This is a genomic window from Paraburkholderia sp. RCC_158, from assembly GCF_041355255.1.
GTDB classification, from domain to species: Bacteria; Pseudomonadota; Gammaproteobacteria; order Burkholderiales; family Burkholderiaceae; genus Paraburkholderia; species Paraburkholderia graminis.
Window position 1 is genome coordinate 1 of sequence record NZ_JBFUPM010000044.1, and the last position, 23,040, is coordinate 23,040.

At 60.7% G+C, this 23,040-nt stretch carries 19 protein-coding genes and 2 pseudogenes; 14 read left to right on the plus strand and 7 right to left on the minus strand.

Annotated features, from left to right (window positions below; all coding sequences use genetic code 11):
- Window positions 1–97 precede the first annotated feature (97 nt).
- The 8 genes from AB6809_RS35140 to AB6809_RS35175 all read left to right on the plus strand — a co-directional run bounded on the left by AB6809_RS35140 (window position 98) and on the right by AB6809_RS35175 (window position 7,307).
- A complete protein-coding gene (locus AB6809_RS35140) occupies window positions 98–1,411 on the plus strand; it encodes a GTP-binding protein (RefSeq protein WP_371028434.1) in 1,314 nt (437 codons plus the stop codon).
- Window positions 1,412–1,436: 25 nt separating this feature from the next.
- Window positions 1,437–1,940, plus strand: coding sequence for a DUF1097 domain-containing protein (locus AB6809_RS35145; protein ID WP_371028435.1), 504 nt, complete (start codon window positions 1,437–1,439; stop codon window positions 1,938–1,940).
- 25 nt (window positions 1,941–1,965) lie between these two features.
- Window positions 1,966–2,709 (plus strand): nitrile hydratase subunit beta, encoded by a 744-nt coding sequence (gene nthB, locus AB6809_RS35150; protein ID WP_371028436.1) that lies wholly within the window; start codon window positions 1,966–1,968, stop codon window positions 2,707–2,709.
- A gap of 33 nt (window positions 2,710–2,742) precedes the next feature.
- Complete coding sequence (gene nthA, locus AB6809_RS35155; protein ID WP_371028437.1) at window positions 2,743–3,384, plus strand: nitrile hydratase subunit alpha; 642 nt, start codon at window positions 2,743–2,745, stop codon at window positions 3,382–3,384.
- A complete protein-coding gene (locus AB6809_RS35160) occupies window positions 3,369–3,794 on the plus strand; it encodes a nitrile hydratase accessory protein (RefSeq protein ID WP_371028438.1) in 426 nt (141 codons plus the stop codon). The genes nthA and AB6809_RS35160 overlap by 16 nt, the downstream gene beginning before the upstream one ends.
- Window positions 3,795–3,817: 23 nt before the next feature.
- Window positions 3,818–4,873 (plus strand): HoxN/HupN/NixA family nickel/cobalt transporter, encoded by a 1,056-nt coding sequence (locus AB6809_RS35165; protein WP_371028439.1) that lies wholly within the window; start codon window positions 3,818–3,820, stop codon window positions 4,871–4,873.
- Between the two features lie 55 nt (window positions 4,874–4,928).
- Window positions 4,929–5,924 carry a GlxA family transcriptional regulator gene (locus AB6809_RS35170; RefSeq protein ID WP_371028440.1) on the plus strand — a complete coding sequence of 332 codons (996 nt, stop codon included), beginning with the start codon at window positions 4,929–4,931 and terminating at the stop codon, window positions 5,922–5,924.
- A gap of 312 nt (window positions 5,925–6,236) precedes the next feature.
- Window positions 6,237–7,307, plus strand: a complete 1,071-nt coding sequence (locus tag AB6809_RS35175) for an SDR family NAD(P)-dependent oxidoreductase (protein ID WP_371028441.1) — start codon at window positions 6,237–6,239, stop codon at window positions 7,305–7,307.
- 209 nt (window positions 7,308–7,516) lie between these two features.
- Here AB6809_RS35175 and AB6809_RS35180 read toward each other — a convergent pair whose 3' ends face one another.
- Entirely contained in the window at window positions 7,517–8,680 is a 1,164-nt protein-coding gene (locus tag AB6809_RS35180; RefSeq protein ID WP_371028452.1) for a porin, read from the minus strand.
- Between the two features lie 352 nt (window positions 8,681–9,032).
- Between AB6809_RS35180 and AB6809_RS35185 the strand changes: the two genes are divergently transcribed.
- From AB6809_RS35185 to AB6809_RS35200, 4 genes are all read left to right on the plus strand, one after another.
- On the plus strand, window positions 9,033–9,956 hold the full coding sequence (locus tag AB6809_RS35185; protein ID WP_371028442.1) for a LysR family transcriptional regulator: 924 nt from the start codon (window positions 9,033–9,035) through the stop codon (window positions 9,954–9,956).
- A gap of 89 nt (window positions 9,957–10,045) precedes the next feature.
- Window positions 10,046–13,291 carry an efflux RND transporter permease subunit gene (locus AB6809_RS35190; protein WP_371028443.1) on the plus strand — a complete coding sequence of 1,082 codons (3,246 nt, stop codon included), beginning with the start codon at window positions 10,046–10,048 and terminating at the stop codon, window positions 13,289–13,291.
- Window positions 13,281–14,492: an efflux RND transporter periplasmic adaptor subunit gene (locus AB6809_RS35195; RefSeq protein ID WP_371028444.1), complete on the plus strand. Its 1,212-nt coding sequence runs from the start codon at window positions 13,281–13,283 to the stop codon at window positions 14,490–14,492. The genes AB6809_RS35190 and AB6809_RS35195 overlap by 11 nt, the downstream gene beginning before the upstream one ends.
- A complete protein-coding gene (locus AB6809_RS35200; protein WP_371028445.1) occupies window positions 14,485–15,996 on the plus strand; it encodes an efflux transporter outer membrane subunit in 1,512 nt (503 codons plus the stop codon). The genes AB6809_RS35195 and AB6809_RS35200 overlap by 8 nt, the downstream gene beginning before the upstream one ends.
- Window positions 15,997–16,057: 61 nt before the next feature.
- Here AB6809_RS35200 and AB6809_RS35205 read toward each other — a convergent pair whose 3' ends face one another.
- Window positions 16,058–17,206, minus strand: coding sequence for a porin (locus AB6809_RS35205; protein ID WP_371028446.1), 1,149 nt, complete (start codon window positions 17,204–17,206; stop codon window positions 16,058–16,060).
- A gap of 437 nt (window positions 17,207–17,643) precedes the next feature.
- Here AB6809_RS35205 and AB6809_RS35210 point away from each other — a divergent pair, with 437 nt between their 5' ends.
- Window positions 17,644–17,934: a DUF4148 domain-containing protein gene (locus AB6809_RS35210; protein ID WP_371028447.1), complete on the plus strand. Its 291-nt coding sequence runs from the start codon at window positions 17,644–17,646 to the stop codon at window positions 17,932–17,934.
- A gap of 338 nt (window positions 17,935–18,272) precedes the next feature.
- On the opposite strand, the gene AB6809_RS35215 is transcribed toward AB6809_RS35210, so the two are convergent.
- From AB6809_RS35215 to AB6809_RS35225, 3 genes are read right to left on the minus strand one after another with little or no spacing between them, the layout of a single operon-like run.
- Window positions 18,273–18,968: a response regulator transcription factor gene (locus AB6809_RS35215; RefSeq protein WP_371028448.1), complete on the minus strand. Its 696-nt coding sequence runs from the start codon at window positions 18,966–18,968 to the stop codon at window positions 18,273–18,275.
- A gap of 35 nt (window positions 18,969–19,003) precedes the next feature.
- The gene (locus tag AB6809_RS35220) at window positions 19,004–20,401 is read right to left on the minus strand and encodes an ATP-binding protein (protein ID WP_371028449.1); all 1,398 of its coding nucleotides are present in this window, start codon (window positions 20,399–20,401) and stop codon (window positions 19,004–19,006) included.
- Between the two features lie 7 nt (window positions 20,402–20,408).
- Window positions 20,409–21,032, minus strand: coding sequence for a response regulator transcription factor (locus AB6809_RS35225; RefSeq protein WP_371028453.1), 624 nt, complete (start codon window positions 21,030–21,032; stop codon window positions 20,409–20,411).
- Window positions 21,033–21,065: 33 nt separating this feature from the next.
- On the opposite strand from AB6809_RS35225, the gene AB6809_RS35230 reads away from it, so the two are divergent.
- Entirely contained in the window at window positions 21,066–21,767 is a 702-nt protein-coding gene (locus AB6809_RS35230) for an IS6 family transposase (protein ID WP_371028451.1), read from the plus strand.
- Window positions 21,768–21,938: 171 nt separating this feature from the next.
- On the opposite strand, the pseudogene AB6809_RS35235 reads toward AB6809_RS35230, so the two are convergent.
- Window positions 21,939–22,565, minus strand: a pseudogene (locus AB6809_RS35235) (transposase); the annotation flags it as partial.
- Between the two features lie 239 nt (window positions 22,566–22,804).
- Window positions 22,805–23,040: pseudogene (locus AB6809_RS35240) on the minus strand (ribulokinase); the annotation flags it as partial.

Sequence of the window (23,040 nt, forward strand, 5' to 3'; positions counted from 1 at the left end):
ACGAAACAATGAAGAGGTTAACAGAGCATGATTCGGGTTAACAGCCCCTTCGACTCATTTTGTTAGGGTTTCTAAGGAGCTAAGGGAAAATTTCGGCTTGAAGACGGGAAAAACGTTCGCTATACGCCAACTTGCCACGCAGCGGCGCAGACTACGCCAGGTAGACGTAGGAGGTTCGCATGCTCGCGCAGATAAGAATTTCCGCACCGTCACGACACATGGGAACTCACACCTGCACCGACGCCTCGCATCAGATTCATGCCGCCGTATCGCACCATTTTGTCCTGAACGTTCGCAGTTGACAAAAACGGCCAGTTTTCCCGTGCATTCGGGACAAGGTGATTTCCGGCACAGACGGATCACGGCCGCAGGCCTGCTACTCGCTCTATGGAGTCCGTCTCGATCAGCAACGGACTCTCTCATGAATCGCACCCCCACAGCGCGCAAGCTTCCCGTCACGGTCATCTCCGGGTTTCTCGGCGCGGGCAAAACCACTCTCGTCAATCAGTTGCTGCAGCAGCATGCGCCGGGATCGATTGGCGTGGTCGTCAACGAATTCGGCGAAGTCGGCATCGACGGACAACTGATCGTCGCCGAAGAACAGGCGCTGGTCGAAATCAATAACGGCTGCGTGTGCTGCACGGTGCGTGCGGACCTCGTCGGCAGTGTGAAAGCGCTGCTGGCACGCCCGCGGACCGGCGCGACGGCCATGCAGCGGCTGATCGTCGAGACGTCCGGCCTGGCCGATCCGGCGCCGGTCCTGCAAACGTTCCTCGCCGATCCCGACCTGCGCGAAACCGTGGATCTGGAATCGGTTGTCACCGTGGTCGACGCACTGCATCTGCACCGGCAACTCGGTGACGACATTGCACGCGAACAGGTGGCCTTCGCCGACGTCATTCTGATCAACAAGCGCGACCTGATCGCGGAAGACGAGCTGGTCGCCGTCGAACAAACGATCCGTTCATTGAATCCAGGCGCCGCCATCATCACCTCGACCCGCTCGCAAATCCGCGCGGACGCTCTGCTGGGTATGCGCCGCTTCTCGCTCCCCACGCTGCTGGCGATCGAGCCCGATCTATTCGACGAAGGCGCACACGACCACGAACACGACGCGTCGATTCAATCGTGCGCGCTGATTGAAAAGGGCGGCCTCGATGCCACGCGCTTTAACCGCTGGATTAACGAACTCGTCCAGCAGCAAGGTCAGCAACTGATGCGGATGAAAGGCGTCCTCAACTTCCACGCCGAAGCCCGACAGTTCTATTTCCATAGCGTGCATATGTTGCTGGAAGCCGAACCCGGGCGCGCATGGCGGAAGGAGGAGCCGCGCGAGAACAAGCTGGTGTTCATCGGCCGCAATCTGGATTTTCCACGACTACGCGAATCGTTTCTCAGTTGTATCCACTAGCCCAACTTATCTCGAGGAGTCTGCAATGAAGAAAGCTGATGCGCTTACCGTCAGTATCGGCGTGCTCGCCGTCGTCGATACCTACGTCACCGCAACGGTGTTCCCGGTCCCCGTATGGGTCACGTTTATCGCGTGGGCATCGTTCTTCGTGGTCGGCGGCGGTCCGCGCGGGTTCGTGCAGAGCGTGGCGTCGAACCTCACTGGCCTCGTCATCGCATCGGTGTCGCTGCTGGCGATCGCCAATGCCGGCCCGGCGCCGCTCGCCGCGGCGATTTGCGTCGGGGTCGGCAGTGCCGCGATGGTGCAGGTGTCGAAACTGAAGCTGCTGAATGTGCTGCCCGCCGTCGTGTGGGGCTTTGCTTCGACGGTCGGCACGACGGTCGCCACCGGTAAGGCAATTACCACAGCCGGTATCCAGAATCCGGCGTTAGTGGCCGCCGCCGCGCTCGTCACCGGCGCCGTCTTCGGCATCGTCTCCGAAGCGTTCGGCGAAGCACTGTGCCGCAAGCCGCAACCCCAAGTTAACTGACCTGACACTTCCGGACCCTCACATCATGAAACTACAGCACAGCCTGGGCGGGCTCGAAAACCTCGGACCCGTCAACGTCGAGACACGGGTTTTCGTCGAGCCTTGGGAGAAGCGCATTTTTGGCATTCATACGGTGATGATGGCGGAAAGCACGCACCTGTCGGACGCGCTCGCGAAGTACCCGATGGCGACACTGCCTACCACGTTCAGGAATACGTGGACCTGGGCGTCGCTGCGCACCGGGGCCGAAGGCATGCAGCCGTTCGAATACTTCAAATACCGGTACTACGAAAAGTGGCTGATGGGGATTTCGCAATTCTTCATCGATCAGGGTTATGTATCGGCCGACGAGCTCGCGCAGAAGACCGCGCATTACCGCGCCCAACCCGATGCGCCGCTGCCTGCCCAGCCGAATCCGGCCATTGCCTCGCAGATCAACGACTACCTTGCAAAGGGCGATTCGGGGTTAAACGCACTGAAGCAGGCGCCGCGCTTTGAAGCCGGTGCCGAGGTATGCATTGCCGATCCGACCGCCGTCGATCACACGCGCTTACCGGGCTACCTGCGCAACAAACGCGGTGTGATCGACCTCGTCTATCCGGGTGCCTACTCATACTTCGTTTCGACCGGGCCCGACGGCATCGGCGAGCCGATGCCCGTCTATCGTGTTGCATTCAAGGCCGAGGACATCTGGGGCAAAGACAAGAGCGAACCGAACACGACGATCTACGCCGATCTGTACGAAGCGTATCTCGACGCATCGAACTGAATCTCTACACTCATCACCTGGTATGGAACTGACATGAGCGAACTTTTCAAATACGACGATGAGCGCGAGATAGCGAGCGCGGCCAAGGTGCGAGCGCTCGAAGCGCTTTTGATCGAAAAAGGAGTGCTGGGCAGCGACTCCGTCGATACCGTGCTGGCTCATTTCGAAACGATGGCTGGCCCGTTCAATGGCGCGAAGATTGTGGCGCGCGCGTGGACCGATCCGGCGTTCAAGGAACGCCTCGTCGACGACACACCGAAGGCGATTGCGGAAATGGAGTTCCCGGCCGGCATGGAAGGCGCGGAAGGCGAACACATGGCCGCTGTCGCGAACGGCGACGGTGTTCACAACCTCATCATCTGCACGCTCTGCTCCTGCTATCCCTGGCCCGTGCTGGGCCTGCCGCCCTACTGGTACAAGGACCCGGTATTTCGCGCGCGCGGCGTGCGCGAACCGCGCGCCGTACTGAAGGAGTTCGGCGTGCCGGTTGCGGACGAGACAGAAGTCAAGGTGTGGGACAGCAGCGCGCAAATCCGCTGGTTCGTGATCCCGGAGCGGCCCTCCGGCACCGAAGGCATGAGCGAAGCGGAGCTGGCCGCGCTAGTGACACCCGAGGCGATGATGGGTGTGGCGCTGGTGCCTTCGCCTTCCGCATCTCATTGGCCGGCGGTCTGAACATGTTTACCCGGTTCGAGGAATATGCCGCCTCCAGCATGCTTGGACATCCGGACTCTCCGCCGCGCATGCAGGGCAAACTGCTATTCGACAAGCCATGGGAACGGCAGGTATTCGGGATTGCGCTTTCGCTGTCGAAGGCGGGGCATTTCGAGTGGGAGGACTTCCGCCAGAATCTCATCGAGTCGATCGCCGAATGGGAAGACGGATACTGCGCGGGGCAGCCGCCGTGGGATTACTACGAACGCTTTCTGCTCGCCCTCGAAAAGACCGTGACGCAGGCTGGTGTGCTGTCGGCCGCAGACATCGCGTCGCTGAATTTGCGCGCATTGCGTCCGTCCAGCCACCGAGCCGTGCCCTTGCTTGCGGCATTCGGGCAAGGGCGTGAGAACGCTCGCCATATCGCGTAACGAAGTTCATCAGGATATCTATCATGCTCAAGCAACTGTCCAATGTACTCACCGGGTCCGATCCTCAGGTCCGGCGCAAGCTCCTCGGCATTTACGGCCTGCTGTTGGTGACGAATGCCGCCGCGTGGATCTGGGCGTTCGTGTCGTTCCGGGACCACCCGGTCCTGCTCGGCACCGCGTTGATCGCCTATGGACTGGGCTTGCGCCATGCGGTCGATGCCGATCACATAGCCGCGATCGACAACGTCACCCGCAAACTGATGCAGGAAAAAAAGCGTCCTGTCGCCGTGGGCTTTTTCTTCTCGCTCGGTCACTCGACCATTATCGTCATCGCCTCGCTCGCGGTCGCGGCGGTCGCGAGCGCGCTCAACACGCGCTTTGCCCAATACAAGGAACTGGGCGGACTGATCAGCACGTCCGTCTCGACCCTCTTCCTGTTCACGATCGCGTTACTGAACCTGCTGATTCTGAAATCGATCTTCGAGGCGTGGCGCCGCGTGCGCGCAGGCGGCGCCTATGTCGACGACGACTTCGACATGCTGCTCGCCGATCGCGGTTTTCTCGCGCGAATCTTTCGCCCGATGTTCCGGCTCGTCACGCGCAGCTGGCACATGTTCCCACTGGGCTTTCTGTTCGGACTGGGTTTCGATACGGCGACGGAGGTGAGCCTGCTCGGCATGTCCGGGGCCCAGGTTTCGCACGGCATTTCCCCGTGGACCGTGATGGTCTTCCCGGCGCTCTTCAGCGCGGGGATGTCGCTGGTCGATACGCTCGACGGCCACCTGATGCTCGGCGCCTACGGCTGGGCGTATCTGAAGCCGATTCGTAAGATCTACTACAACATGACGATCACGCTGGTGTCGGTCGCAGTCGCGCTGCTGGTCGGCACGATCGAGGCACTGGGCCTGATTTCTGATCACTTGAAGCTCGAAGGGGGGCTGTGGGATGCTATCGGTACATTGAATGACAACTTTGGTACGCTGGGCTACGTCATCATCGGTGTCTTCGCCGCGAGCTGGATCGTATCGATGGTGCTTTACCGAAGCCGGCGCTTTGACGACCTCGGGACAAGCCGCTAGGCAAGCGTGTGCGGCATGCGCTGCGCCAGCCCCGGCTCCATTTTGACTGACACCTATGCGCAAGATCACCGTCGGAATGGTCCTGTTCCCAGGATTCCAGCTGCTCGATATCGCGGGCCCCAAGGACGCCTTTGCGGAGGTCCGCGTTCTCAGTCAGGGGGCGTGCGAATACGAAATGCTGACGATCGGCACGACGCGGGGCAGCGTCCTGTCTTCCAGCGGGCTGACGGTCATGCCGGACCGGACCATCTTCGATCCGTGTCCGCATTTCGACACGGTGATCGTGCCCGGCGGCCTGGGCGTATTCGAAGTGCTCGAGGACTCGACGCTTAGCGAATGGCTCGCGAAGCAGCATAAGAAAACCCGGCGGATTGCAGCTATTTGCAACGGCGTGTTTGCGTTCGGCGCCGCCGGCATGATCGACAACCGGATGGTCACCACACACTGGATGGACGCCACACGTCTTTCGTCGATGTTTCCGAAAGCGAAGGTCGAACCGGACCAGATCTATGTGAAGGACAGCGGCCTCTACACGACCGCGGGCGTGACCGCCGGCATCGATCTCGCGCTCGTCATGATCGAAGAGGACTTCGGCAAGAAAATGGCACTCGACGTCGCGAAGTATCTGATCGTGTACGTGCGACGCGCCGGCGGCCAATCGCAGTTCAGTCCGCTGCTGGAAACCCAGGCCGCCAGCGATTCCCAGATTCAGTCCATTCAGCAGTACATGCTCGACAATCTTCATATGAATCATTCGACCGAGTCGCTTGCACGTCGGCTCAAGATGAGTCCACGCAATCTGTCGCGCGTTTTCACCAGGGAATGTGGCGTCAGTCTGATCGCATTCCTGAATGATGCGCGCATCGACGCCGCGCGCCGCTACCTCGAAAGCACCCGCCACCCGATCAGCGAAATCGCGAAGCGCTGCGGCTTTGAAAGCGCTGATACCCTTCGGCGTACCTTTAACCGCCGGCTTCAGATCAGTCCCGCCGAATACCGGCAGCGTTTTCGCTCCGGCGATCCGATGAACACCGGCGAGCGCGGGGTCTAGGGAATCCGGCCGATAACCAGTATTTCAATTTTGCGTTGGTTCCGCGCCTGGTACGCCGCAGCGATTACAGTGGGCCCCCAATCCGAAAGCTCTCTCATCCATGTTCCGGCAGGAGTTTCACTGCGTCATTAGTCGTCGCGAACTGACTTGCGTTCGCAACATTAGTTCTCGCCCAGCTCGCGTTTTCCGCGAAATTGATACTTTTAGAGTTAGTCATTTCATCGTTCCTTGCGCGACGGCATCATGCTTCCAGCGGCGCGGCCCTGAAAAAGGGTGCGTCGATAAGACGTCCAATCCGCTAGGAGCACTGAATTGACAACTGACGAAAAAAAGGCCGACCACGAGCGCAGCGTTCCTGACACTTCGCGACGCAAATGGATCGTTGGTGGCAGCGCGGCGGCCGCGGGCATTCTGTTTGCCGGAATCGCGCAAGCTCAGCAAAAGTCGGAAGCCCCGCAGACGATGGACGGCCTGCCCGTGCCCATGCCGCCCGCCAACAAAACGGCGGGGCCGATCGTCGCCGGCCGCGACTCGAAGCTGCAAGACCGCGTCGCGGTCGTCACAGGCGGGGCGCGCGGTATCGGCCGCGCCATCGCGGTGGAATTCGCTGCGAACGGCGCGGACGTGATCGTTATCGATATCCCCGGCCCCGTCAGCAAGGCCTCGAACGCCGTTCCTGCGGCGCCGCGGGAGCTCGAGGAAACGGTGCGCATGATCGAGGCTTATGGCCGTCGCAGCGAAGGCATTCGCGCGGACATCCGCGATATGCACGCACTGCGCGCGGCCGCGGGCCGCATCGAGCAGCGTTACGGGAAGATCGATATTGTCGTGGCGAACGCCGGCATCCAGTATTGGAAGCCATTGCTGCAACTCGGGGACGCTGAATGGGCCGACGTCATCGATAACAATCTCAATGGAACGGCGAATACCATTCGCGCGTTCGCGCCCAAAATGGTGACGCGCAATTATGGGCGCATCATCGTCGTATCGTCGATGCAAGGGCGGCACGGAACCAGGGACGCGGCGTCTTATGCGGCGTCCAAGTGGGGCATCTTCGGCTTGATGAAGTCGGCGGCACTCGAACTTGGCCGCTACAACATCACAGTCAACGCAGTCGTGCCGGGCCTCGTCGCGACGGCCTTGACGCGGTACGACAAGCGATTGACCGAGAGCATCGCGGAGACTGGCTACCATAAGCCGAACGGCCCGCTGACGCCGCAGGAAGCGTGGGACCGCCGCGCAGCAACCATGCCGCTTGGTGTTGGATGGGTGCAGCCGGAAGACATCTCTCCAGCGGCCGTTTATCTCGCCTCGGACGCCGCCGCGATGATCACCGGCTCTGAAATCGAAGTGACGGGCGGCGACAGCGCAAAGAGCCTGTGACGTCGGATTCATGATGCAGTTGATGCGGCGCATTTGCCCGCCAACGTCTCCTCCGTCGCAACCGCGTATCGCCCGACACGATGTTTCGCCGCGTGCTGGCAAGTGGTTCGCGCAGCGGCGCGTTTGACTCGCGACGTCCAACGGCTCTCGCCGGAACCGGAAAACGCCGCGGTCATCAACTATCCCAGCCGCGATGATGTATTGAGCGTTTAGAAGTGGTGAATCATGGCCACGCGGTAAACCATCTGATTCTGGCTGGTCGACATGCCCGCTGCGGCGGGGTCTTGCGCGAAGTCAAAATCGGTACCGGTGTGCGCACTCACGACGTGCTGATATTCGCCTTGCACATACAGCGATGTTCTTTTGCTCAAATCGTAGTCGAGGGTAAGACCGAGCTGATGCCACTTCGGCGTGAATGAACCGGTACTCGCGTGAAGCTGGGCGACCGTGAACGTATAGGCGGCGCCCAGCCACAGATTCGGCCGGAAGAAGTATTGATTGTTGATTTCGAAGTTGTCGAATTTCCATGCATTCCAGGTGCCGCCGGACGGACCTGTCTGCGACGAGAAATATCCGTTGAACGTCGGATCATAGACATCGACGTGCGAATAGGTCAGGCCGAAAAGGTCATGGGCAAAGCGGTACGTCGCACCGACGCCAATGTCTTGCTGTGACGAACCTGCGAACAGTACGTCGCTACCTACAGCACCGGGCCCGGGCGCGCCTGGATTGTTCATCTTCAGATACGAGGCGGCCGTTGTCAGTCCTCCGTGCTGGTAGTTCAGCGTCGCGCCCCAGACCCGGTTGTTGGAAAATGCGCCGGGCTGGTTGCTGAAGGCGTACATGGCTTCAGCAGTCAGACCACGATAGTTCGGACTGACGTATTTGACCGCATTGTTGACGCGGAAGTCCCAGTCGGCGTTGTCGTTGTCGAACGGATGCGAATTGACGTCGCCGCCAAAGTTGCCGGCTGCGGTTAGTGAGCCGAAGCCGTAGTCGTCAACGCTCGTGTCGTATTGGCGGCCAAGGGTCAGCGTACCGTACTGATCCGATGACAACCCCACGTATGCCTGACGGCCAAACGCAAGGCCATGGCTTTGCTGACCGTTGCTCGGGTCAAAGCCGCTCTCGACAGTGAAGATCGCCTTGTAGCCACCACCGAGGTCTTCCTGGCCTTTAAGGCCCCAGCGGCTTCCATAGATATCACCCTGTTTCATCTGCACAGCGCTATGGCCGCCCGCATTGCTCGTGAAGTTCAGCCCTTCCTCAAGGAGACCGTAGAGCGACACGCTCGATTGGGCGTGCGCCACGCCGGAAAACATCATGATCGAGGCCGCAGCCGACCAGGCTAGTTTGGTTTTTTTCATCTGCATGTTCCCGAAGAATTTAGTTTGCGTGAAGTTGGTCCGAGGCGCCGGTGTGGTGTTTAGCCGCATGCGCTCCACGGACACCGAAGTCTAGTCAGCAGGAATTCTTCGCTGTCCACAGGAAATGAAATTGACGCTTTCGCCACGCGGAATAAAGCGGCTCGCCCTTTAGGCAACGGCGAGAAGGCGTGGCTGCAAGCGGTTGCTGTCTTATGGTTCGTTGCGTTTCGTTCACGCACGCTTGACGAGGTCTTTTCAGCCTGACCTCGAACTTAAAAAAGACTTCATAAACGCAGAGCTTTCGTTTCACTGCGCCGAGGCGATGATCACGACATCGTTTAACCATCGGCTCACTGTCATGAACCAACTTCAAGCGATGCGCGTCTTTTCCCGAGTCGTCGAACTGGCGAGCTTCAACCTGGCGGCCCGGCAACTGGGCGTATCGCCGGCGGCGGTGACGCGTAGCATTGGCATGCTCGAGGCGCACCTGAATACGCGGCTGCTCAATCGCACCACGCGGACGCTGTCGCTCACCGAAGCGGGCAGGGAATACTTGTGCGGCTGCCGTACGATCATCGAGCAGCTCGATGAAATGGAAGCGAGCCTCGTGCAGTCGACGCGCCAGTTGCGCGGCACGCTGCATGTGGCCAGCGTTGCGACGTTCGTGCAGTCGGGACTCGCGCCGCTGCTCGCGGCGTACCGCACTTTGCACGAAGGCGTGTCATTCGAGGTGACGACGTTCGATGTGCGTATCGACATGGTCGAAGGCGGCTTTGACGTCTGCTTTTCCGACAATCCCGCACTATTCGGTTCCACACTCGTATGCCGCCCGCTGCTTCGCGTCCCGCAGGTGCTCGTCGCATCGCCAACGTATCTGTCGATCCACGATAGACCGCATGCTCCATCGACCCTGGGCCGGCACACGCTGCTATGCCGCTCCGAAAGCGGTCAGCGGTGCTGGGAGTTCGTCGATCGAACCGGAGGCCATCGCGTCTCCGTTGACGGTGCGCTGTTGTCGCCAAGTTACGCCATGTTAAAAGCTGCCGCACTGCAGGACATGGGCATCGCCATGCTGCCGCGTCCGATGGTGGAAGCAGAGTTGCAACGTGGTGCGCTCGTACACGTTCTCGAGGACTTCGATGTGAGCGCCGGCCAGGAGCATCTGAGCATCCTGTATTCGTCGCCCGGGCAGTTGTCGATGAAAGTACGAAGCTTCGTGGATTTCGTGGTGGACAAGTACCGGAGCGCCAAGCCACCGGCCGCACTGAGGGCCGTTACCTAAGCGTCCCTCGCGGCGTAGCCGGCTATCGGCATTGGCGGCCTGATCGCTGTGCGCGATATTCATCGCGCTTTCCTGAACGGAGACGTACTGTGTTGAAGCTTGTCAGGCTGGCGTTGACGCGGCCCTATACATTCATCGTGCTGGCCATGCTCATTGCAGTGCTGGGACCGCTGTCCGCATTGCGCACGCCGACGGACATCTTCCCGGATATCCGCATTCCCGTGATCAGTGTGGTGTGGAATTACAACGGGCTCGAGCCGGACGATATGGCGGGTCGCGTCGTCACTTATTACGAACGCACGCTCGGCACCACGGTCAACGACGTCGCGCATATCGAATCGCAGTCGTTCACCGGCTATGGGATCGTGAAGATATTCTTCCAGCCGAGCGTCGACATCCGCACGGCAACGGCGCAAGTCACGTCGATCTCGCAAACGGTGCTCAAGCAGATGCCGCCAGGCACCACGCCGCCGCAAATTGTGAACTACAACGCATCGACGGTGCCGGTCTTGCAACTCGCGCTGACCAGCGACTCACTCGACGAGCAGCAGATCGCCGACTACGCAACGAACTCCATTCGTCCGCAACTGCTCAGTGTTCCGGGCGTCGCGATACCGACACCTTACGGTGGCAAGACGCGTGAAGTGCAGATGGACATCGACCCGCAAGCATTGCAGGCGAAGAAGCTCTCCGCCGAAGACGTCGCGGCGGCTCTCGCGCGGCAGAACCAGATCATTCCCGCCGGCACACAGAAGATCGGGTCGTTCCAATACAACATCCAGCTCAACAACAGTCCGCTTGCCCTTCAGGAATTGAACGATCTGCCTGTGAAAGTTGTGGATGGCGCGACGATCTATATCCGCGACGTCGCCCATGTGCGCGACGGCTATCCGCCGCAGACCAATGTGGTCCGCGTGGATGGACGTCGTGCGGTGCTTATGAGCATACTGAAAAACGGGTCGGCGTCGACGCTCGACATCATCTCCGGCGTCAAGGCAAAACTGCCGCTCGTCGAGGCGTCGCTGCCGCCCTCGCTCAAGCTTGTGACCATGGGCGACCAGTCCACGTTTGTCAAGGGCGCGGTGAGCGGCGTTGCGCGAGAAGGCATCATTGCAGCGGCGCTGACCTCCGCAATGATCCTGCTGTTCCTCGGCAGTTGGCGCTCGACGCTGATCATCGCGGCGTCGATTCCGCTTGCGGTGCTCGCGGCGATCGCCGCGCTCTCGGCGATGGGCGAGACCTTGAATGTCATGACGCTGGGCGGTCTCGCGCTAGCGGTCGGCATTCTCGTGGACGACGCGACGGTGACGATTGAAAACATCAACTGGCATCTCGAACAGGGCAAGGACGTGAAGCGCGCGATCCTTCAGGGCGCAGAGCAGATCGTGACGCCGGCGTTCGTCTCGCTGCTATGTATCTGCATCGTGTTTGTGCCGATGCTGCTGCTGAACGGCATCGCGCGTTTTCTTTTCGTGCCGATGGCTGAAGCCGTGATTTTCGCCATGATTGCGTCGTTCGTCCTGTCACGCACTTTCGTGCCGATGATGGCGCAATACCTGCTCAAACCGCATGTGTCGGGCGGCCATGCCAGCGGCGAACTGGCCGCGGTCATGGAGCCGCACGGCGGCTCGCACACCGTCGCGCCTTCGCGCAATCCATTGGTGCGTTTTCAGCGCGGCTTTGAACGTCGCTTCGAGCGCCTTCGCGCCGGCTACCGCATTGCGCTTGGACTCGCACTCACTCATCGGAAGCGTTTCGTCTGCGGCTTCATGCTGGTGGTCGGCGCGTCGTTTCTACTTGCGCCGTGGCTCGGACAAAACTTCTTTCCGGATATCGACGCAGGCGAAATCGCGATGCATGTGCGTGCGCCCATCGGCACACGAATCGAAAACACGGCGAGCCTCTTTGACCACGTCGAGAACGCGGTGCGTCAGATCGTTCCACCGGATCAACTGGCGAGCGTGGTCGATAACATTGGCTTGCCGGTGAGCGGCATTAACCTGACCTACAACAATAGCGGGACGATCGGTCCGCAGGACGGCGACATCATGGTCTCGCTGCGAGCCGGTCATGCACCGACGGCTAACTATGTGCGCAAGCTGCGTGAAGTCCTGCCACGGGCATTTCCAGGCACCACGTTTTCGTTTCTGCCGGCCGACATCGTGAGCCAGATTCTCAATTTCGGCGCGCCCGCACCGGTCGATCTCCAGGTTGCGGGACCGAACCAGGCAGGCAACGAGCGCTATGCGAGCGAACTGCTGCGTCGGGTGAGGATGATTGCAGGTATCGCGGATAGCCGCATTCAGCAGGCGTCGACCTATCCGCAGTTCACGATCGCGGTAAACCGCTCACATGCGGGCCAACTTGGCATCACGGAAGACGACGTAACCAATTCCGTCGTCGCAACGCTGGCGGGAACGAGCCAGGTCGCGCCGAGTTACTGGCTGAACCCTGAAAACGGCGTGTCGTATCCGATCGTCGCCCAGGCGCCCGAGTACCAGATGGCATCGTTATCCACGCTCGAAAACCTGCCGGTGACCGATCCGGGCGGCCGTTCGCAACTACTCGGCGGCGTCGCGAGCATCACGCGCGGCGTGGGGGACGCGGTCGTCTCGCACTACAACATCGAGCCGCTCTTTGACATCTTCGCGACGACACAGGGCCGGGACCTCGGGGCAGTGGCTGCCGACATCGGCGATGTCGTGCGTGCAACGTCCAGGGATTTGCCGAAAGGCTCGACAGTTACGCTGCGCGGCCAGATGCAGACGATGGACAGCGCGTTCACGGGCCTGTTGCTTGGCCTCGCCGGCGCCGTTGCGCTCATCTATCTGCTGATCGTCGTCAACTTTCACTCGTGGGGCGATGCGTTCGTGATCGTCAGTGCGTTGCCGGCCGCGCTTGCCGGCATCGTATGGATGCTGTTCGTCACCCGCACACCGCTATCGGTGCCCGCGTTGACAGGCGCAATTCTCTGCATGGGTGTTGCGACCGCGAACAGCGTTCTCGTGGTCAGCTTCGCGCGGGAACGGCTCAAGGCGACACAAGACGCGCTCCGGGCCGCGATGGAAGCCGGCTTCACGCGGTTTCGCCCAGTGCTCATGACCGCGCTCTCGATGATCATCGGTATGGCACCGATGGCCCTGGGTATGGGCGATGGCGGCGAACAGAACGCGCCGCTGGGCCGCGCGGTGATCGGCGGGCTCATCTGCGCAACGTGCGCGACGCTGCTTCTCGTTCCTGTCGTGTTCAGTCTCGTGCATCGGCGCCACGCTGCGCGGCAAGACGGCGCAAAAGTTCATCCTTCTTCCGAATCTGGAGCCATCCATGTCCACTGACATCGACAACAACGCGGCGACACGGCTGCGGCATATGAAGCTCGCGGGAGTGGTCGCCCTGGTCGCCGCAGCGGGCCTCGTGACGGACGGCATCGCGAGCCGCGTGCATGCAAAGCGCCAGATGACGGAATGGTCCGCCGCACAGGCGATTCCAACCGTCGCCGCTCATGCGCCGTTGCATGACAGCGCCGTGCAGGCGCTCACCTTGCCGGGCCAATTGTCCGCCTTCGTCAACGCGCCGATTTATGCGCGCGTATCGGGCTACCTGCATGCCTGGTATGCGGACATTGGAAGCCATGTCAGGGCCGGCCAACTGCTGGGCGAAATCGATACACCGGATCTCGACCAGCAGTTAGCCCAGGCGCGCGCGGACCTGCGCAACTCGCAGGCGAACGAAGCGCTTGCTGCGTCGACGGCGCGGCGTTGGACACAAATGCTCCAGCAGGATTCGGTCTCGCAACAGGAGGCCGACGAGAAGACGAGCGATCTCGCCGCCAGGCAGGCAACCGTGTCGGCTAGCCAGGCGAATGTGCGGCGGATCGAAGCGCTGGAGTCGTTCAAGCGGATCACGGCTCCCTTCGACGGTACGGTGACCGCGCGCAAGACCGACGTGGGCGCGCTGATCAACGCGGGCGGCGGTAGCGGGCCGGAGCTGTTCACCGTTTCGGATGTGCATCGGCTGCGCGTATATGTCAGCGTGCCGCAGAACGAAGCTGCGGCGATCAAGCCAGGGATGACGGCGACGCTGACCGTTCCCGAACGGCCGGGCCTGCAATTCGACGCGAAGCTCGTCGATACAGACGACGCGATTACACCGGCATCGGGCACGCTGCTGGTTCAGTTGGAGGTGGATAATTCACGCGGACTGCTGATTCCCGGCGAATACACCGAAGTCCATTTCAATCTCGCCACGGACAGCAGCGCGATGACCATTCCGGCGAGCGCGCTGATGTTTCGCGAGGACGGACTGAGAGTCGCGGTCGTTGGACAGGATAGCCGGGCGGTGCTCAAGCCTGTGACCATTGCGACGGATCTTGGCACGAACGTCGTGATCGCTTCAGGACTGAACGCAACGGACCGGGTTATCGATAATCCGCCGGACTCGCTCGCGTCGGGCGATGCCGTGCGGCTCGCGTCGACATACACCAGGCCAGCGGCGGCGCCAACGCAGCGAAACGGCGCGGAGCAAGGTCATGGTTAAGCGTGGGTTTTTCGCGGCCCTCGCGGGCCTTGCGCTGATCGGCGGCTGCTCATTTGCGCCGCCTTATCAGGTGCCGCCGTCGGCAGTTCCAGCGACGTTCAAGGAGAGCGGGGCGTGGCAGCAGGCTCAACCTGCCGATCGCGTACCGCATGGTGCGTGGTGGCAGGTCTATCGCGATCCGATCCTCGATGACCTCGAAACGCGTGTGGCCGCCGCAAACCCCGACGTGGCCGCCGCGCTCGCACGGCATGACGAAGCCGTCGCCTGTCTGGACCAGGCGCGCTCAGGACTTTTCCCCACCGTCGGCGCGTATGCGCAAGCCTCGCGGGCACGTCAGTCGGACAACCGTCCGCTGCGAGGCGCCACCCAGCCGGCGGTCTACAACTCGGCCACGTTGGACATCGGCATCAACTATGACCTCGACCTGTGGGGCAGGGTCCGCAACCACGCTGCGGCGGGTGCGGCCGCCATGCAGGCGAGCGAAGACGACCTCGAATCGTTGCGGCTCAGTCTTCAGGCAAGTCTTGCTGACGCGTACCTCAATCTGCGCGGCCTCGACGAACAGCAGCAACTGCTTGCCGATACGACAGAAACCTACGCGCATGCGTTGACGCTGACGCAAAGCCGCCGTAAAGGCGGGATTGCTTCGGACCTCGACGTGTCGCGTGCGCAGACACAGCTCGAGTCGGCGCGGGCTTCGGTCCAGGATGTAGCCGCACGGCGTGCGCTGTACGAGCATGCCATCGCCACACTGAGCGGCACGCCTGCTTCGCAATTCACGCTTGCGCCGGCGAGCGGCGACAGTTACTTGCCGTCGATTCCGGCGGGACTGCCAGCCGCGTTGCTTCAACGCCGCCCCGACATAGCGGCGGCGGAACGCCGGGTGGCCCAGGCCAATGCGCAGATCGGCGTTGCGAAGGCCGCGTTTTTCCCCGATATTTCTCTGGGCCTCGACGGCGGATATCAAAGCGATACGTTCTCGCCGTGGCTTGCAGCGCCTAACGAAATGTGGTCGATCGGACCGAACCTGTTGATGACACTGTTCGACGGCGGGCGCCGTGCGGCGATGACTCGCGAGGCGCGTGCGAAGCTGGCGGAGAACGGCGCGAAGTACAAGGGCACTGTACTGCTCACGTTCCAGCAGGTGGAGGACAATCTCGCGCAACTGCATTACCTCGGCGATGAGGCTGCAATGGAAGACCACGCGCTTGCAGCGGCGAAGCGCACGCTCGGTCTGTCGATGTCGCGCTATCGGGACGGTGCGGTGAGCTACCTCGATGTAGTGACCGCGCAGACTACGGAACTGCAAACGCACACGGTCGCGTTGACACTGCGCACGCGCAGGCTGCTTGCTTCGGTGGGGCTGATCGAGGCGCTGGGCGGCGGATGGTCCATGAATCCTCCGGATGCAGCCGCCGCGTCGCCGGGTGCCAATTCGGCGTCTGTCACGCCGGCAGCGGCATCGATCAAGGCGCAGGCGCACGGCCATGACGCCGGTGCATAGCGGCAATTCGGCTGCGAGGCGCAGCCTCATCGGGCTGCGGCAATGCGCTTAAAAAGCGCGCTTAAAAGCGATGCCGGAGACCCAGTGCGACAACCGTCTGGGAGTCGGACGAAGACGGGCTCAGGTTATACACCTGCGCACTGAACACGCCGCCGCCACCTGAAATGCGTTGATAAACGCCCTCCATATAAACATCGGTGCGGCGGGACAGTTGATAGTCGGCTTGCGCCATCACCTGGTGCCAGTGCGGGTCGATGTTGCCGTTTGCGCGTGCAAGCTGAGCCATCGTGTACGTATAGGACGCTCCGACGCTTACTGCGGGCGTAACGAAATAGCGGCCTTCGACTTCGAAGTTATCGAACTTCACGTTCGACGCGGCCTTGCCGAATGTCACGTTCGGACCGCTCGGCCAGATGGATGAGACATCGTCAGTGGACGAATGTGTCCACGACGCGCCCACGGCCGCGCGTTCGAACGCGTATTTCGCGGCGACGCCGTAGATCTGCTGACGGCTACCCGTGGTCAGCTGATCTTTGTCCGTTGCACTGACGGCGCCCGCGCCACCCAATCCCATGCCGGGGTTGTTCACCTGCAGATACGCGGCCGCCACACTGACGGGGCCATGCGCATAGCTGACACCCGCGCTGTATGCGTTGTCGTTCGCGAAGCCGCCGGCCTGATTCGAGAACGCATACATGGCGCCGGCCTTGAAGCCGTTGAACGAAACGCTGGAGAACTTGACCGCATTGTTCAGGCGCATGTCATTTGCCAGATTGTCGCTCTCGTACGGATGTGCCGCAAAGTTGCCGCCGAAACCTTGACCCACTGCCGTGAGCGGTGCAACGTAGTCGACGACGAAGTCGTACTGGCGACCGAACGTCAGCGACCCGTACGGGTTACTCAGGCCAACATACGCCTGGCGGCCGAACAGATCACCGCCGTTCTTGAACGCGCCGCTGTTCACGTCGAAGCCGCTTTCAAGCCAGAACACAGCCGCGAGGCCGCCACCCAGGTCTTCGTTGCCACGCAAGCCCCACCGCGACGCCGAAAGTGTCCCACTGTTGAGCTGATAGTTGCTCGGACCCTTCTGGTTGCTCGAGTAGACCATGCTGTCGTCGAGAAGACCGAACAGCGTCACGTTGCTTTGCGCGTGAGCAGCGGCGCTGGCAAGCGCCATCGCCCCTGCCATAGTCAAATTCCTATAGTTCATCGATCGGTATTCCTTATGTGATTTATTTCAGGCAGCAGAATCCATGCGTTATTCCGCTGCCGCGTGACATCGGACAAATCATGCTTTCGTTCGTACGCCTGGCGGGAGCGGGAGGCGTCAGCAACGCCTGCTGCCGGGAGGGTTCGAGCCTTCAGACGGCCATGCCGCCAGGACCCGCAGGCAGCGTGAATATAGGGGACGCCGCTTACCGAAGCATGAGGAACGCTGTCGGTTAAATGAAACTTTCTTCATTGTTGTAATGCGTTTGCGCAGCATCGTCAGCGAGCGTCTTGCGATCGCGGCACATGAAGATCCTTTCATCGTCTGAAAAGCGATCCGCTAGTAGCGGCTGATTATGCTGACCTTCAACCGGTTCACGAACAGCGGAACGTTTGAACGGATCGGTTCTTTTCTCTTAATACGTTGAGGACCTCGAAATGAATCGCACGACACTCGGTTTTCTTTTTGCGGCAACATTTTTAACCGCGTCCACCGCCTTTGCGCAGTCTGCGCCCTCGAATTCGCCAGCTAACGCGGAGGAGTTCAATGGCGCGCCGCAAGTCGCATCGAATGCGACGTCGCCCACGTCTGCCGCCGGCGGATGGGTCGCACCTTATGGCCAGCCGGTGGCGGGCAAGACCCGCGCTCAGGTTTATCAGGAACTGGTACATGCGGAGCAGGACGGGCAACTCGCGTACCTGAACTCGACGATCTACGCTCATCCGTGAGCGGCCTGCGACAGTCGATCTACAGCGGCGTCAGCGTGCGTGCGCCGACGCCGCTCCCTCACCATGGTTCCGGCAACACGATTGCCGGATATACGCGATGAAAGCTTATCGATTCATGAAGGCCCGAGCGGGCCGGCTCCTCGGTGCAGTGGCGATCGGTGCGCTGTTATCGGGTTGTGCGGCCACGCAAGGAGGTATGGCCAATCAGTGTGTTGGGCCGCCGAGCTACTGCAACGTCTATTTTGGATCGTGATGAGCAAGCTTCCTCTACCCGGGAAGCGTGCTCGTCGTCTATCGAGAAGACAGGACAGCGTGCATTGACCGGCGGCCAATACGTTTCACGTGGCTTGAGCGCGCCGTACGACTATCTGGTAGCCGTAGCGGTTAACTGTATCGATATGTACGTCCAAAGCGTGTCTTGCGAGCTTGCGCCGCAATCTGGACACCACCAGATTTACACTCGACGGATCCACGTCTTCGCATTCGGGCCACGCGTAGCCGATCAACTGGTTGCGTGCCACCGGCATGTTCAGTTGGCGCAGCAGGCACTCGAGCAGCATGTATTCTCGACGCGTTACCTCGACCCGGCGCTCGCCGCACACCAGTTCGCGCGTGGCCGAGTCCAGCGCCAGAGCGGAGCCGGACGTCGTTCCTCCACCCGCGGTGGCGGCAATCGCGCGACACAGCGCGCGCATTCTCTCCTGCATTTCGATAAACGATAACGGCTGAGAGAAGCACGCATCGGCGCCTGCGCGCAGCACCCGCGTCCTTTCGTTTGGTCCGGCGCTCGCCAATGTTACGATGATCGGAGCGCCGCACGCGGAGCGCGCGAGTTCCGGCAACGCGTTCAGTATACGAGGATACGGTGAGGCTTCCGACGACATCACGATAATTGTGTCGAAGATCTCCTGGGCCGCTACAAAGATCCCGTCGCGCAGGTCGTCTACACGCTGGAGACTGTTTGTACCCTCATGCAGTGCCTTGGAGAGCCAGGCGGATTCCGGATGCAATCCGGCAATGAGCAACACGCGCATAAGCTTGAAGGAAAACGGTCAGTCGAAGAAAACGATCAGGCGAGGGTTCTGGTCCAGCACTCGATCGAGATACGAGTACCAGGGTTCGCGTCGCCGATACACATCGTGAAGTCGTGCACGTTAATCACCGCAGATACGATGCTGAGTCCGAGCCCCGAGCCCGCCAAATGCCGTGTACGTTCGCCGCGATAAAAGCGTTGCAGGACTGCATCGCGTTCGTCGGCGGCAATACCTGGGCCGTTGTCGATCACGTCGATCCTCGGGCCGAACGGCGTTTGATTGAGTTCCAGCCTGATTGCACCGCCGTCCGGTGTGAACTTGATTGCGTTGTCGAGCAGATTGCTGAGCGCTTCGAATATCAGCGCACGGTCTGCATGCGTGGACCCAACGGGCACAGCATGAACGGCAAACTCAATGGACCTGCTCTCGGCAAGAGGCTCAAATAGTTCTCCGACTTCGCGCACCAACGTTTCCAGTTGCACTTTGCCAAAGCCTCCTCGCCGTTGCAGCGTGCCAATTTCGGAGATGCGCAGCATCGCGCGAAAGCGCTCCAACAGCGCGTCCGTCTCGCCGCGTGCGTTATCGACCAGCTGTTCCAGCGTGTCGTCGCGCGCGCCGCTGGTCCGCTCGTCGATCCGCATCAGCAATGTGCGCACGCGTGCAAGCGGAGTACGAAGATCGTGCGCAATACCGTCGCATGCGCCTTTGACCTCGTTCATCAGGCGCTCGACTTCGGCGAGCATGTGGTTGACCAGATGCGCGAGCATGTCGATTTCATCGCGTCCGCCGACGGGCAGACGTTGCCCCAGGTCACCTTGTGCGATCCGTTGCGTCACGTGCCGGATGGCCTTGATACGCTGGACCTGCCTGACGCTAAGCGCAAATGCCGCCAGCACGCCTGCGCTCAGGCATAACACGCCGCCGACAATGAGCGCATTGATGATGATCTCCCGCCTCCGCAGGATGTTGGTGAGATCGCGTGCCACGACGAGCGTCTGCCCATTTGCCCGGCGCTCGGCCATCGCGCGCACGACGGGGCTGGCTCCATTGCTGGCTGTATTGAGTGCGAGTGTGAGCGTGACGCCGACGCGATTCACGGGTACAGAGGGCGGGCGAGCGAGTATGTCGCCTGCCAGTCTGGTCCCGTCCGCGGCGAATAGTCCGTAGTAATTTGGGTGCATACGCTCGTGCTCACTGCGCAAGCGAACGGCGTCGGGGAGTTCGCGATCGCCAAAGGAGTCGAAATAGATCAACTGCCAGTGCAGCACGATGTCGATCTCGCTTTCCATTGTGGAAGTGACCGATTTGCCGATCAGGCCGAGCGCAAGGACTACGGATATTGAAAAGATAAACGCGTAGACCGTGAGCAGGCGAACCGTGGTCGAATGCCAGCGGCCGCCAATTGCCGGAGCGGGGACGGAAGTTTCGCTCAAAGCCACGCTACCCTAGCAGGTACCCAGATCCACGTACCGTGTGGATCATCGCTTTAACGCCAGGCGGGTCGATTTTCCTGCGCAGTCGCCCCATATGCACGTCGATCAGATTGGTGCCAGGGTCGAAGTGATAGCCCCATACGGCTTCGAACAGCATGGTTCGCGTAATAGTCTGATGAGCATGACGCATCATGTATTCGAGGACCCGATATTCCGTGGGCAGTAGCGAGATTTCTTCGCCATCGCGCTTGACGGTGCGTGCGATCAGGTCGAGCTCGAGGGGCCCGACGCTCAGCGCGGATTCAGCCTGCGACGGGCGCACTTGCCGGCGCCGCAACAGCACCTCGATGCGAGCGGTCATCTCGTCAGGATCAAAAGGTTTGGTCAGATAGTCGTCGCCGCCGGCACGCAGGCCGCGAATGCGTTCGTCGACATCGCCCAGCGCGCTTAGCATCAACACCGGCGTCTGAATGCCGATGCTGCGCATGGTCGTCAGTATGGTCAGACCGTCGACACCGGGCAGCATGCGATCTAACGTAATGATGTCGTAATCGTCACTGAACGCACGCGCCATTCCGTCACGACCATTGGCTACCCAATCGGGTTCTGTTGCAATAGCGGAGGCTGGTATGCTGCGGGACCTTGCAGAATGATGTGAACGACAATGAGAGCGCTGAGTCCGGCGGTAGCCAAAGTGCTGAAGCGGTTGCACTATCCGCTCGAGATAATGTTGGTGTGCGTGCGTTGGTACGTGGCCTACCCGCTGAGCTTGCGCAATCTCGAGGAGATGATGGCCGAACGCGGGATCGCGGTCGATCATTCGACCGTGCACCGGTGGGCCATCAAGCTTCTGCCGGTGCTTGAAAAGGCGTTCCGCCGCTGCAAGCGTCCCGTTGGCAAGAGCTGGCGGATGGACGAAACCTATGTGAAGGTCCGGGGCACATGGAAGTATCTCTACCGCGCCGTCGACAAGGCCGGCAACACGGTTGACTTCCTGCTGCGAGCCAAGCGGGACAAGGAAGCGGCCCGACGGTACTTCGAGAAGGCCATCGATCAGAATGGCGCGCCCGAAACCGTAACGATCGACAAAAGCGGTGCCAATCTGGCCGGGCTGCACGCCGTGAACGCCGAGCGTGAGACGCCCATCAAGATCCGCCAGACCAAGTATCTCAACAATATCGTGGAACAAGACCATCGGGCGATCAAGCGGCGTACACGACCCATGTTGGGATTTAAGGATTTTCGTTGTGCCCGCATCTTGCTGAGCGGCATTGAACTCATGCATATGATCGCCAAGGGGCAGATGAAAGACCAAGGCAAACTCAAGCCATCGGCCGCCCGGCAATTCTACTCGCTGGCGATGTAAGCAATCCTCATCATATCGCTATCGTTCGCTCAACTCGCCTTACCGCGACAGAACCCGATTTCCATGTACTCCTCGTAGCTGATCACGGGCCGCCCAAAAGGAGCAACCCTACAACGAGGTGTATCAACTCCTAACTGCGTTGCTGTATCAATTTATAACTGCGCGCGACAGCATCTGTTCCTTCAAGGCCGCAATCTTGTCCTGCAGTCGCTCTGTCCTGACCTTCGCGATTGCAGGCTCCTGACGATCCGCTGTGTCCATCGCCGCAAGATAGCGAGCGATACTTGACTCGATGTCGCGCATGCGTCGTTCGAGCTTGGCGCTGGTGAAGTTGCGGTCGCGATGGTTCACCGCCTTGAACTTGCTGCCGTCGATTGCGACCAATGCATCGGAGAACAGGTCCAGACGCTGACAGAGCATGACGAACTGACGGCATACACTGCGAATGGCCTTGCCGTTGTCCTTACGAAACCGCGAGATGGTCTTGAAGTCCGGCGCCAGACGGCCCGTAAGCCACATCAGTTCGACATTGCGCTGGGCCTCCCGTTCGAGGCGACGGCTGGATTGAATACGGTTCAGGTAACCGTAGATGTAGATCTTGAGCATCACCTCGGGGTGATACGACGGCCGACCAGTCAACGCTGGTTCGACGCCTTCAAACCCGAGCTTCTGAAGATCAAGCTCGTCTACAAAGACATCAACTACGCGCACGGGATTGGTGTCCGTTACGTAGTCGTCAAGTGCTTCGGGGAGGAGAAAGCTCTGAGTACGACTGTCGCCTTGAACGAACCGCTTCATCTCGCTCATCCCCCGCTATAGGATGAAGAATTGTAGCGCTCCAAAAATGCGTTTTGACACACTCTGGGCCAGTAACGGCCTTTCGAACGCGACACAAATCGGTCATCGCAGCGTCCGCTGTAATCAGGTTGGCGGCCGTTCGACCATAGACATCACCTGCTGCGTCGTACCATCGCCTCTCGAGTGAGACGGTTCCAGGCCCGCGGAACACGCGTCATTTCACGTTCCGCGACGCCCGGCTAACCAATTTCCCTGGCGACCGCCTGCAAGCGCGTAAACGCACCGAACCGCGCATTGTGCAACGCGCTGATATCGCGATGCGGCTCATAGACCTTGCTAACCTGAGACATGACGCCCATTGCCGTTTGCACGTCGCCGAATTGCCCGCCTGCTACGGCGCCCAGAATCGCTGCGCCGAGAAGAACCGGCTCTTCCGCCCGCGTGGCCAGCACCGGCTTGCCGATCGCATCGGCGA

Excerpts from the sequence above, each read along its gene's own strand:
- AB6809_RS35145 (WP_371028435.1), top strand. The coding sequence starts at position 1,437 with ATGAAGAAAGCTGATGCGCTTACCGTCAGTATCGGCGTGCTCGCCGTC.
- AB6809_RS35170 (WP_371028440.1), top strand. The coding sequence starts at position 4,929 with ATGCGCAAGATCACCGTCGGAATGGTCCTGTTCCCAGGATTCCAGCTG.
- AB6809_RS35230 (WP_371028451.1), top strand. The coding sequence starts at position 21,066 with ATGAGAGCGCTGAGTCCGGCGGTAGCCAAAGTGCTGAAGCGGTTGCAC.
- AB6809_RS35205 (WP_371028446.1), bottom strand. The coding sequence starts at position 17,206 with ATGAACTATAGGAATTTGACTATGGCAGGGGCGATGGCGCTTGCCAGC.
- AB6809_RS35200 (WP_371028445.1), top strand. The coding sequence starts at position 14,485 with ATGGTTAAGCGTGGGTTTTTCGCGGCCCTCGCGGGCCTTGCGCTGATC.
- AB6809_RS35185 (WP_371028442.1), top strand. The coding sequence starts at position 9,033 with ATGAACCAACTTCAAGCGATGCGCGTCTTTTCCCGAGTCGTCGAACTG.
- AB6809_RS35165 (WP_371028439.1), top strand. The coding sequence starts at position 3,818 with ATGCTCAAGCAACTGTCCAATGTACTCACCGGGTCCGATCCTCAGGTC.
- AB6809_RS35195 (WP_371028444.1), top strand. The coding sequence starts at position 13,281 with ATGTCCACTGACATCGACAACAACGCGGCGACACGGCTGCGGCATATG.
- nthB (WP_371028436.1), top strand. The coding sequence starts at position 1,966 with ATGAAACTACAGCACAGCCTGGGCGGGCTCGAAAACCTCGGACCCGTC.
- AB6809_RS35215 (WP_371028448.1), bottom strand. The coding sequence starts at position 18,968 with ATGCGCGTGTTGCTCATTGCCGGATTGCATCCGGAATCCGCCTGGCTC.
- nthA (WP_371028437.1), top strand. The coding sequence starts at position 2,743 with ATGAGCGAACTTTTCAAATACGACGATGAGCGCGAGATAGCGAGCGCG.
- AB6809_RS35210 (WP_371028447.1), top strand. The coding sequence starts at position 17,644 with ATGAATCGCACGACACTCGGTTTTCTTTTTGCGGCAACATTTTTAACC.
- AB6809_RS35180 (WP_371028452.1), bottom strand. The coding sequence starts at position 8,680 with ATGCAGATGAAAAAAACCAAACTAGCCTGGTCGGCTGCGGCCTCGATC.